The 11,152-nt window shown below is 65.8% G+C and carries 8 protein-coding genes; 5 read left to right on the top strand and 3 right to left on the bottom strand.

Features of this window, described 5'->3' with window-relative positions; genetic code table 11:
- The 3 genes from DXT59_RS04480 to DXT59_RS04470 form a co-directional block, all read left to right on the top strand.
- Window positions 1–1,575: transglutaminase family protein (locus DXT59_RS04480; protein WP_162877944.1), on the top strand; the 1,575-nt coding region annotated here is incomplete at its 5' end.
- Window positions 1,576–1,602: 27 nt separating this feature from the next.
- Window positions 1,603–4,230, top strand: coding sequence for a circularly permuted type 2 ATP-grasp protein (locus DXT59_RS04475; protein ID WP_116135710.1), 2,628 nt, complete (start codon window positions 1,603–1,605; stop codon window positions 4,228–4,230).
- Window positions 4,227–5,114 carry a transglutaminase family protein gene (locus tag DXT59_RS04470; protein WP_116135709.1) on the top strand — a complete coding sequence of 296 codons (888 nt, stop codon included), beginning with the start codon at window positions 4,227–4,229 and terminating at the stop codon, window positions 5,112–5,114. Before DXT59_RS04475 ends, DXT59_RS04470 begins: the two co-directional genes overlap by 4 nt.
- A gap of 15 nt (window positions 5,115–5,129) precedes the next feature.
- Here DXT59_RS04470 and DXT59_RS04465 read toward each other — a convergent pair whose 3' ends face one another.
- The 3 genes from DXT59_RS04465 to trxB all read right to left on the bottom strand — a co-directional run bounded on the left by DXT59_RS04465 (window position 5,130) and on the right by trxB (window position 7,645).
- Window positions 5,130–5,750 (bottom strand): trimeric intracellular cation channel family protein, encoded by a 621-nt coding sequence (locus DXT59_RS04465; protein WP_116135708.1) that lies wholly within the window; start codon window positions 5,748–5,750, stop codon window positions 5,130–5,132.
- Window positions 5,740–6,477 (bottom strand): Smr/MutS family protein, encoded by a 738-nt coding sequence (locus DXT59_RS04460; RefSeq protein ID WP_116135707.1) that lies wholly within the window; start codon window positions 6,475–6,477, stop codon window positions 5,740–5,742. Before DXT59_RS04460 ends, DXT59_RS04465 begins: the two co-directional genes overlap by 11 nt.
- 172 nt (window positions 6,478–6,649) lie before the next feature.
- Window positions 6,650–7,645 (bottom strand): thioredoxin-disulfide reductase, encoded by a 996-nt coding sequence (trxB, locus tag DXT59_RS04455; protein WP_116135706.1) that lies wholly within the window; start codon window positions 7,643–7,645, stop codon window positions 6,650–6,652.
- 327 nt (window positions 7,646–7,972) lie between these two features.
- Between trxB and DXT59_RS04450 the strand changes: the two genes are divergently transcribed.
- The gene (locus tag DXT59_RS04450) at window positions 7,973–10,282 is read left to right on the top strand and encodes a DNA translocase FtsK (protein WP_116135705.1); all 2,310 of its coding nucleotides are present in this window, start codon (window positions 7,973–7,975) and stop codon (window positions 10,280–10,282) included.
- 140 nt (window positions 10,283–10,422) lie between these two features.
- Window positions 10,423–11,121 carry an outer membrane lipoprotein chaperone LolA gene (gene lolA, locus DXT59_RS04445; RefSeq protein ID WP_116135729.1) on the top strand — a complete coding sequence of 233 codons (699 nt, stop codon included), beginning with the start codon at window positions 10,423–10,425 and terminating at the stop codon, window positions 11,119–11,121.
- Window positions 11,122–11,152: the final 31 nt, after the last annotated feature.

Here is an 11,152-nt window from a genome sequence, read left to right as displayed (position 1 = left end):
GAAGCCCGCGACCCCGCGCGCGCGGCCGGGCCGCGCGCGGAGGCCGACGCTGTGGCCGGCGGGCGCGAGAGCGGCGCGCTATACGTATTCATGCCGCCCCTGGCGCAGTTGGACGATTACCTCGATCTGCTGGCGGCCGTCGAAGCCACGGCGGCCGCGTTGCAGGTCAAGATCGTGATCGAGGGCTATCCGCCGCCGCGCGACGCGCGCTTGAAACTACTGCAGGTCACGCCCGATCCGGGCGTGGTCGAAGTCAACGTCCATCCGGCTTCGAATTGGGGCGAACTCGTCGCAAACACCGAATTCCTCTACGGCGCCGCGCGCGAGTCGTATCTCGGCCCCGAGAAATTCATGCTCGACGGGCGTCATACGGGTACCGGCGGCGGCAACCATATGGTGCTCGGCGGCGCGACGCCGGCCGACAGTCCGTTCCTGCGCCGTCCCGACTTGCTGGCGAGTCTGATCGCATATTGGCACAACCATCCGTCGTTGTCGTACTTGTTCTCTGGGCTCTTCATCGGACCGACGAGCCAGGCGCCGCGCCTCGACGAGGCCCGCAACGATCAGGTCTACGAACTCGAGATCGCGTTTCGCGAACTGCAAAGTCAGGTGGACCGGCTCGCGGCGCTCGACGCAGGCGGGCAGGCGGTGCCGCCTTGGCTCATCGACCGGACGCTGCGCAACATTTTGATCGATGTGACGGGCAATACGCATCGCGCCGAGTTTTGCATCGACAAGCTTTACTCGCCCGATGGACCTACAGGCCGGCTAGGCTTGCTCGAGATGCGCGGCTTCGAGATGCCGCCGCACGCGCGCATGAGTCTTGCTCAGCAACTTTTGCTGCGCGCGCTCGTGGCACGTTTTTGGCGTACGCCGTATGCGACGAGGCTCACGCGCTGGGGTACCGAATTGCACGATCGCTTCATGCTCGGCACGTTCGTGCGGATGGACTTCGACGATGTCTTATCCGAACTGCGGACGGCCGGATACGCGTTCGACCGAAGCTGGTTCGCGCCGCACTTCGAATTCCGCTTCCCGCTCGTCGGCGAGTTGGACGCGTGCGGCGTGCGGCTGACGTTGCGCCACGCCCTCGAGCCTTGGCATGTGATGGGAGAGGAGGGGGCGCCGGGCGGCACGGTGCGTTTCGTCGATTCGTCGCTGGAGCGCATCGAGGTACTTGCGCTCGGACTCAACGAAAACCGTCACCAGGTCACCGTGGGCGGCGTGCCGTTGCCGCTACAACCTACGGGGCGCGCGGGGGAATACGTGGCCGGCGTGCGGTTTCGCGCTTGGCAGCCGGCGGCGTCACTGCATCCCACGATTGGGGTGCATGCGCCGCTCACGTTCGATCTCGTCGACACCTGGGCCGGGCGCTCCTTGGGCGGATGCCAGTATCATGTCGCCCATCCGGGTGGACGAAATTATCAGACGTTTCCTGTCAACGCCTATGAAGCGCAGAGCCGGCGGCGCGCGCGCTTCTTCACGATCGGCCATACGCCCGGGCCGATGTCCGTGAAGACGCGCGAGCGCAGCCTCGAGATGCCGTTCACGCTCGATTTGCGCCGCGTGGAGTGAAGCGACTGACCGAAGCTAGAGAGCAATTTGCCTTTTCAATCGACCCTGCCGTTCGATGGGGCGGCCGATGTCGCCGATATCGTCGCGCGCCTATACGAAGTTCCTGCCCGAGCGGGCCATTGGGACGAACTGCGCGATGCCTCCGGTGCGCTGCGCGCGCCTTGGCGGCGCTTTTTCGGCCTGCTCGGCGAAGACGGCATGGCGAACCTGGAGGATGCCGCGGCCACGGTCGCACGGCAAATCCGCGACAACGACATCACCTATAACGTCTATGCCGACAACGGCGAGGCGCGGCCGTGGGCGCTCGATCCGTTGCCGTTTATCGTCGAAGAGGGCGAATGGACCGCCATCGAGCGCGGCGTCGCGCAGCGCGCGCGGCTGCTCGAAGCGCTCGTTGCCGATATTTACGGGCCGCAGACGCTGCTCGCGCAGGGACTATTGCCGCCGGCGCTCGTCTTCGGACACCCGGGCTATCTGCGCGCGATGAAAGGCTGCGTGCCGCCGGGCGGACGTTATCTGCAGATCGTCGCCGTCGACCTCGCGCGGGGGCCGCAGGGCGAGTGGACTGTCGTCGGCCATCGGACGCAGGCGCCGTCGGGGCTCGGCTATGCGCTCGAAAACCGGCTCATCGTCGCCAATTTGTTCGCCGAGCCGTTTCGCTCGCTCGGGGTGCGGCGCTTGGCACCGTCGTATTCGCAATTGATCGCGACGCTCGCGCAAGCGGCGCGCGAAACGATGACCGAGGATGAGCGCCGGGCCCGTGCGGGCTCGCCCCATATCGCGTTGCTGAGTCCCGGGCCCTTCAGCGAGACCTACTTCGAGCATGCGTTTCTCGCGCGATATCTGGGCCTCACGCTCGTCGAAGGGAACGATTTGACCGTGCGCGGCGACAAGCTCTATCTGAAGACGTTAGCGGGGCTCGAGCGCGTCCATGGCCTATTGCGCCGCCTCGACGATACGTTCTGCGACCCCGTCGAGCTGCGCGCCGATTCGACGATCGGCGTGCCGGGGCTGTTGCAGGTGCTGCGCGCGGGCAATGTCGTCGTCTCGAACACGCCGGGCGCGAGCGTCGTCGAGTCGCCCGCGCTGCATGGCTTCTTGCCCGGCATTGCCGCCGCGCTTTTCGGCGAAACGCTCGCCTTGCCGGGCGTCGCCAGTTGGTGGTGCGGCGAAGCGGCCGTGCGCGAGGAGGCATTTGCACGGCTCGAGCAAGGCTGGCTCACGCCGACCTGGGCTGGGCTGCCATACCCTTCCACGTACGAGGCGCCGCCGGGACTCGCGGCCGGCCCGCAGCGGCTCGCCGATTGGCATGCCCGCGTGCAAGCCGCACCCGACGCCTTTACGATCCAAGCACCGTTGCCGCATTCATGCACGCCGCGCTACGAGGACGGTGCGCTGACGCGCCGGCCGAGCGTTTTACGCGTGTATGCGATCGCCACGACGTCGGGCGGCTGGCATGTGTTGCCTGGGGCGTTCACCCGCACGGCCGGCGAACAGCAAACGAGCGTATCGATGCAATCGGGCGGCAGCAGCGTCGACACATGGGTGTTGTCGAGCCGGCCGGCCAATCCGTTTTCGCTGTTGCCTTCGCCGATGAAGCCCGGCGATTTCGCGAATCGGCGGCGCACGGTATCGAGCCGCGCCGCGGAAAATCTATTTTGGGCCGGGCGCTATAGCGAGCGTGCGGAAAACAGCGTGCGGCTCGCGCGCTTGATTCTGGGTTCGCTCGACGACCACGATTCCGAGGCGATGCTCGGAACGCTGGCCGAGCTAGCCGCGCGGTTCGAGTTGATTCCGGCCGTCGATACGGTGGCCCGCGGTTCGCGTCACGCGTTCGAGCGCATGCTGGCCGCTTCCCTGCATGAGCATTCCGGCACGGCGAGCGTGGGACGGATTATCGCGAGCCAGGCCCGTGCCTGCGGCGAGATTCGCGCGCGGCTTTCGAACGATCATTGGCGCACGATCCTCGCCGCGCGCAACGATTTTCGCGATGCGTTGCAGAGGCTATCGCTGGCGCCGTCCATGGGCGCGGCGGAACAGGGCGGTGAGGACGCGCCGCGCCGCGAGCGCCACGAATCGTACGACCGCGTCGCGCTGATGGGCGCGCTGGAGACACTGGCCATGCAACTGTCGGCGATCAGCGGCGCGCAGGGCGATCGCATGGTGCGCGACGAGGCATGGCGGCTGCTGTTCGCCGGGCGCCATATCGAACGCGTGATCGGCATGACGACGTTCCTGCGGGTCGTGACCGATGCGGGCATGTTGGCGACCCCGGCCGGTTTCGACGTCTTGTTGCAGCTTTTCGACAGCACCCTGACTTATCGCTCGCTCTATCCCGGGCGGCTCGAGGTGCCCGCGCTGATCGATTTGCTCGTCGTCGATCCGACCAACCCGCGCGGACTCTACGGCGTCTATGACCGGCTCGCGGCGAAACTCGACGAGATCGCTCGCGCGGCGGGCGGCCCGCCGATGGCCGCCGTATTGCCGTTGCCGACGCTCGAAGATCTATGCGCAACCGACGCGCAGGGGCGCTACGCCACGCTCGTTGCGCTGTGCGACGCGCTCGCCGCGCGTGTCGCCGCCGCCTCGGATGACATCAGCGCCCGTTATTTCATTCATGCGGACCGCGCGCGCGGATCGAGGGTGTCCTCATGAGTGACGAGATCACGCTATCGATCGTGCACGACACGACCTACCGCTACTCGACGCCCGTCGAGCGAGCGCAGCATCTTGCCGCGATCCGGCCGCTCGATTGCGCCTGGCAGCACGTGATCTCGCATCGCTTGTCTATCGATCCGGGACCGTCGTACGAGGCTTCGCACGTCGATGCCTTCGGCAACGAAGTGCGCTACTTTTCCTTCGATGCGCCGCATGAACACTTGCGGGTGACGAGTGAAACGACGGTGGTGCTCACGCGGCGGTGGGATGAGCTCGCCGCATCCGCGACGCCGGCCTGGGAGCAAGTGGCCGATGCGCTGCGCTATCGCGCGGGCGGGGCGTATATGCCCGAGAGCGAATTCGTCTTCGCGTCGCCCAATGTCGCGCTCGCGCCCGAGCTGCGCGAGTACGCGCTGCCGAGTTTCGCGGCCGGTACGCCGCTCGTAGCCGGCGCGATCGATCTCATGCATCGGGTCCATGCCGATTTCACCTATGAGACGCAAGCGACCGAGTTCGACACGCCGGCATTGCGCGCCTTCCGCTTGCGGCAAGGCGTCTGTCAGGACTTCGCGCAGGTCATGATCGGTGCGCTGCGCTCGCTCGGTTTGGCGGCGCGGTATGTGAGCGGTTATCTGCGCACGGTGCCACCGGAGGGGACGCCGCGGCTAGTCGGCGCCGACGCCTCGCATGCTTGGCTCTCGGTGTTTTGCCCGAGCGTGGGTTGGGTCGATCTCGATCCGACGAACGACGTGCTGGCCGATTTGGACCATGTCACGCTCGCGTTCGGGCGCGACTATAGCGACGTCTCGCTGCTGCGCGGCATCATCCTCGGCGGCGGCGAGCATGTGGTCGAGGTGGCGGTCGACGTGACCGCCCGATAGCACCAAAGCCCGTCATCAATGCGGCAGCCGGACGTCGAACTTGAACGTGACGAGCCGCGCGACGAGGATGAAGGCGGTTGCCGCGATGACGCTGTACACCGAATCGAACTGCAGCCGATCGAGCAGCAGATAGAGCCAGCAGCCGGCGAACGCACAGGTGGCGTACGGCCGGGAATCGCGCAATAGCAGCGGCACCTCGTTGCAAACGACGTCGCGAATCATGCCGCCGAACACACCCGTCACGACGCCCATCATCACGGCGATGAACGCGGGCATCTGCGCATCGAGGGCGATCGATGTCCCCGAGATGCTGAATAGCCCGAGACCGATGGCGTCGGCCACGAGCAACGCGCGTTCGTTGAAGACGCGCGAGGCCATGCGCAGCACGAACGGCGCGAACAATGACAGCACGAAGATGACGACGACATACGTTTCATGCTCGACCCAGTAGAACGGGCGCCGCTCGAGCAGGACGTCGCGCACGGTGCCGCCGCCGAACGCGGTCGCCAGCGCGACGAGGAAGGTGCCCACGGCATCGAGCCTGCGTTTGCGCGCCTCGATAAAACCGGAGAATGCGTAGGCGAGGATCGCGAGGCCCTCGATAATGGCGAGCGCGAACGTGAGCCTAGGATGCACTGTCGGCGCCTCGGTCTTGGCGCGCGGCGCCCGGCCGGGTGAGGCCCGGTTGGAGCAGCACGAGCACCGCGCCCGCGCCGCCGTCATGCGGCCGCGCTTGGCAAAACGCGATGACTTCCGCTTTCTGCACGAGCCATGCGCGAACCTTTCCCTTCAAGACCGGCTCCTTGCCGACCGAACCCAATCCCTTGCCGTGAATGACGCGTATGCAGCGCAACCCGCGTTTGACTGTCTCGCGAATGAACTCCGCCAGTGCCTCGCGCGCCTCCTCTCGGCGCATGCCGTGCAGATCGAGTTGGGCCTGCACGATCCAATCGCCGCGGCGCAGCTTGCGTACGACTTCTTGGCTGACGCCCGGGCGGCAATAGAACAGTGATTCGTCCGTGTCGAGCAGCACTTCGGGGTCGAATTCGTCGGAGATCGCTTCGGTCAGCACGGCTTGTTCGTCACGCCGGGTCTGCAGGGGCAGCGCGGCCGGCGGCGTGCGGCCATGGACGGCGCGCGCCGCGGCGGCGATCGGCGCCACTTCGCCGATCTCACGACGGAACAGGTCCGCATCGGCCGCCGCTTCGCGGGCGGCCTTCTCCGCCGCGATCCGCTCGCGTTCGCGTTCGGCCGCGCTCTGTTTCAGAGCGTCGCGCAGCGAGGCGAGATCGGCAAGGCCGCCGACGCTCGAACCGGCCTTGGCGGGCGGGGTTGCGCTGGGACGGGGACGATTCTTTGACATGACAGATACCGACGACGACTGAAATCGAATGCGACAACGCTGCGGCGAGTGAGCCGGCGACCGACCGAATGGCGTAAAAAGGGCCGCTGGCTGGCGGCCGCGGCCCTGATCCGACGGCGACAGGCGGCGCGTGCTCGGCATCGGCGCCGAGCGGAGCCCGCCAATCGCTATTTTACCGGTCGGCTTCCGCGCTCATGACATGGTCTTGGTGCAGTTCGTGCACGCTTTCCAGGTAACGCTGCGCGTCGAGCGCGGCCATGCAGCCCGTGCCGGCGCTCGTGATCGCCTGGCGGTAGACGTGGTCTTGCACGTCGCCGGCCGCGAATACGCCCGGCACGCTCGTGCCCGTGGCGTTGCCGTTCAAGCCGCCGTTCGTGATGATGTAGCCGTTCTTCATCTCGAGCTGGCCTTCGAAGATGTCCGTGTTCGGCTTATGGCCGATCGCGATGAAAACGCCTTGCAGCGCGACGTCGGTCGTGGCGCCCGTTTGCGTGTGCTTGATGCGCACGCCGGTGACGCCCGAATCGTCGCCGGTGACTTCGTCGAGCACGTGATTCCATTTGATCTCGACGACGCCTTCCTTCTCTTTTTCGAGCAGGCGGTCGATGAGGATCGGTTCGGCGCGGAATTTGTCGCGACGGTGGATGACCGTGACCTTGCTCGCGATGCCGGCCAGATAGAGCGCCTCTTCGACAGCCGTGTTGCCGCCGCCCACGACGGCCACGTGCTGCTTCTTGTAGAAAAAGCCGTCGCAGGTCGCGCAGGCCGACACGCCGCGGCCGGAGAACGCTTCCTCCGACGGCAGACCCAGGTACTGAGCCGAGGCGCCCGTCGCGATGATCAGCGAATCGCATGTGTATTCGCCCGAATCGCCGATGAGGCGGATCGGTTTTTCGTGCAGCTTGGCCGTGTGGATATGGTCGAACACGATTTCGGTGTTGAAACGCTCGGCGTGCTCGAGGAAACGCTGCATGAGTTCGGGGCCTTGGACGCCGTTCGCGTCGGCGGGCCAATTTTCCACGTCCGTCGTCGTCATCAGTTGGCCGCCTTGGGCAAGGCCGGTCACGAGCACGGGAGAGAGATTCGCGCGCGCGGCGTAGACGGCGGCCGTGTAGCCGGCGGGGCCGGAACCGAGGATGAGCACTTTGGCGTGTTTGCGCGTGGACATGATTGTTCGTTCCGTAAGAAAGATGCCGCGGGGAGCTGCCCGGCGGGTGCGCCGCGCCGGGCCGGGCCGCGAGCGCGTTGCCCTGCGTCTAAGTTGGGCATACGTGCGTGATTATAAAGGGGCGCCGGATGCCCCGCTGAGCACGTCCTCAATCGCCGCGATAGCGTTTGCCCCGCCGGGCGCGAGCCGCGGGTGCGCCGGCGCCCCGGCCGTTCGCATGCCATTACGGTCCCGTTACGGTCATTTACAGCCTGTGGTCCGACGCAACGTTTACAATAGCCCGCATCGAACTCCTGGCGGGTGCGCCCGCCATGCTGCTACGGATTCATGGCCAAAGCTCCTTATTCGGCGCCTGCGCAAGCGTTACCGCATCGCATGTCGCGCCTTTTCACCGAAATCCGTTGGATCTTGCAGGTCGCGCTTTGCGTGTTCCTCGTGATGGCGCTCGTCAGTTACAGCCGCCACGATCCGAGCTGGACGCACGCGGCGCAAGTCGATCGCATCTCGAATTGGGCCGGCCGCGTGGGCGCCTGGACATCGGACATCCTGCTGTTGCTGTTCGGGCTCTCCACCTATTGGTGGGTGGTGCTGCTCGTGCGCCGCATCAGTGCGAACTACCGGCGCTTGAGCCGGCAGGGCGAGGCCGAGGAGGACCTGCCGCGCGACGGCGCCTGGATCGCCGATGCGTTCGCATTCGTGCTCGTCCTGCTGGCGAGCGACGGCATCGAGGCGCTGCGGATGTGGTCGCTGCGTCTGCCGTTGCCGCGCGCGCCGGGCGGCATCGTCGGCGACGCGGTGGCGCGCGGCGTCTCGCATGCGCTCGGCTTCACGGGCGGCACGCTTGCGCTGCTGATCGCGCTCGGCATCGGTCTGTCGCTCTATTTCCGCTTCTCCTGGCTCTCGGTGGCCGAACGCGTCGGCGATTCGATCATTTCGGCCGTCACGTTCGCGAAGTTGCGGCGCGAGGCGGGCCGCGATCGCAAGCTGGGCGAAGCCGCCGCCGTCAAGCGCGAGGGCAAGGTCGAGCAAAGCCGCGTGCGGCTCGAGGAGCACGAGCCCGTGACGATCGTGCCGGCTATCCCCACGCCGGCCAAATCCGAGCGCGTCGAGAAGGAAAAGCAGGTCCCGCTGTTCGCCGATTTGCCCGGCGATTCCACGTTGCCGCCGATCGCGCTGCTCGATCCTGCGCCCGCCACGCAAGAGACGATTTCGGCCGATACGCTCGAATTCACGTCGCGGCTCATCGAGAAGAAGCTCAAGGATTTCGGCGTCGACGTGAGCGTCGTCGCGGCGTATCCGGGACCGGTCGTCACCCGTTACGAAATCGAGCCCGCCACGGGCGTGAAGGGCAGCCAGATCGTCAATCTGGCGAAAGACCTAGCCCGCTCGCTGTCGCTCGTGTCGATCCGTGTCGTCGAGACGATTCCGGGCAAGAACTACATGGCGCTGGAGTTGCCGAATCAGCGGCGCCAGACCGTGCGTCTGTCGGAGATCCTCGGCTCGGAGGTCTATGCCGACGCGTCGTCGAAACTCACGATGGGTCTCGGCAAAGACATCGGCGGCAATCCCGTGTGCGCCGATCTGGCGAAGATGCCGCACTTGCTCGTGGCCGGTACGACGGGTTCGGGCAAGTCGGTGGGGATCAACGCGATGATTCTCTCGCTGCTCTACAAGGCGAGCGCCGAAGACGTGCGGATGATCCTCATCGATCCGAAGATGCTTGAAATGAGCGTCTACGAAGGGATTCCGCATCTGCTCTGTCCCGTCGTCACGGATATGCGCCAGGCCGGGCATGCGCTCAATTGGGCCGTGGCCGAAATGGAGCGCCGCTATAAGCTCATGAGCAAGCTCGGCGTGCGCAATCTGGCCGGCTACAACAACAAGATCGACGAAGCGGCCAAGCGCGAGGAAAAGCTGCCCAATCCGTTCAGCCTGACGCCCGACGCGCCCGAGCCGCTCACGCGCTTGCCGCACGTCGTCGTGGTCATCGACGAATTGGCCGACCTCATGATGGTCGTCGGCAAGAAGGTCGAGGAGTTGATCGCTCGTATCGCGCAAAAGGCGCGGGCGGCCGGGATTCATTTGATTTTGGCGACGCAGCGGCCGTCGGTCGACGTCATCACGGGCCTCATCAAGGCCAACGTGCCGACGCGCATCGCGTTCCAAGTGTCGTCGCGAATCGATTCGCGCACGATCCTCGACCAGCAAGGCGCCGAGTCGCTGCTCGGCATGGGCGACATGCTCTATCTGCCGCCCGGCTCGGGGTTGCCCGTGCGCGTGCACGGCGCGTTCGTCTCGGACGACGAAGTGCATCGCGTCGTCGAGAAGCTCAAGGAGCAGGGCGAGCCGAACTACGTCGAGGGCTTGCTCGAAGGCGGCTTGGCGGGCGAAGGCGACGAAGGTTCGGCGGCGGGTGGGGGACAAGCGGGCGGCGAGGCCGATCCGCTGTACGACCAGGCCGTCGAAGTCGTCGTCAAGAACCGCCGCGCCTCGATTTCGCTCGTGCAGCGCCATTTGCGCATCGGCTACAACCGGGCGGCGCGACTGCTCGAACAAATGGAGCAATCGGGGCTCGTCTCGGCGATGTCGTCGAACGGCAATCGCGAGATTCTCGTTCCATCGCGCGAGAGCGATTGACCGCGGGCGGCGGGTGCCGCCGCCTTGTTGTCTCGTCGGCTCGATCGCGTACAACTTCCGATCCGTTACGGAGAGTCATCTTGAATTCGATGCAGTACACGTTTCAATCCGGCCGCCGTTCGTCGTTCGTTCGCTTGCAGATGCCCGGCGCGAACGCTTTGGGTTCGCTTGGGCGCGGGCTCGTGCGCTCCCTTGGTGTAACGATGGTCGGTGCGGCGGCGTTGCTCGTCTCCGCTCCCGCGGCTTTCGCGAGCGGTACCGAGCAGCTCAAGGCGTTCGTCGCGCAAGTGCAATCGGCGCGCGGCGATTTCGTGCAGCGCGAAGTCAAGGCGCCGCCGAAGAACGCGCCGGCAAGCGGGTCCGTCGTGGCGACGGTTGGCGGCACGTCGAGCGGCACGTTCGTGTTCGCGCGCCCCGGCAAATTTATCTGGACGTATGAGAAGCCGTACACGCAGGTGCTGCAAGCGGACGGCGACAGCCTTTACGTCTACGACAAGGACTTGAATCAAGTCACGATTCGCAAACTCGGTGGCGCGTTGGGCGCGAGTCCGGCGGCCATCCTGTTCGGCAGCAACGATCTCGAGAAGAACTTTACGCTGCGCGACGCCGGCGTGAAGGGCGGCATCGATTGGCTCGAGTTGACGCCGAAGGCACGCGACACGCAGTTTCAAAGCGTGGGCATCGGTTTTCGCGACGGCAACCTGGAAGCGATGGAGTTGCACGACGTGTTCGGTAACGTGACGCTGCTGACGTTCTCGAATATTCAAAAGAACCCGGCGTTGAAGCCCGGCTCGTTCAAGTTCACGGTGCCGAAAGGCGCCGACGTGATCAACGGATGAGCGTCGCGTATCGCGTGGCGTTCGGCGTTGA

Origin of the sequence: Trinickia diaoshuihuensis, from assembly GCF_003390925.1 — a bacterium.
Taxonomy (GTDB): Bacteria; Pseudomonadota; Gammaproteobacteria; order Burkholderiales; family Burkholderiaceae; genus Trinickia; species Trinickia diaoshuihuensis.
This window is presented reverse-complemented; position numbering and strand designations above follow the sequence as displayed.

Excerpts from the sequence above, each read along its gene's own strand:
- DXT59_RS04450 (WP_116135705.1), top strand. The coding sequence starts at position 7,973 with ATGGCCAAAGCTCCTTATTCGGCGCCTGCGCAAGCGTTACCGCATCGC.
- DXT59_RS04470 (WP_116135709.1), top strand. The coding sequence starts at position 4,227 with ATGAGTGACGAGATCACGCTATCGATCGTGCACGACACGACCTACCGC.
- trxB (WP_116135706.1), bottom strand. The coding sequence starts at position 7,645 with ATGTCCACGCGCAAACACGCCAAAGTGCTCATCCTCGGTTCCGGCCCC.
- DXT59_RS04460 (WP_116135707.1), bottom strand. The coding sequence starts at position 6,477 with ATGTCAAAGAATCGTCCCCGTCCCAGCGCAACCCCGCCCGCCAAGGCC.
- lolA (WP_116135729.1), top strand. The coding sequence starts at position 10,423 with ATGCCCGGCGCGAACGCTTTGGGTTCGCTTGGGCGCGGGCTCGTGCGC.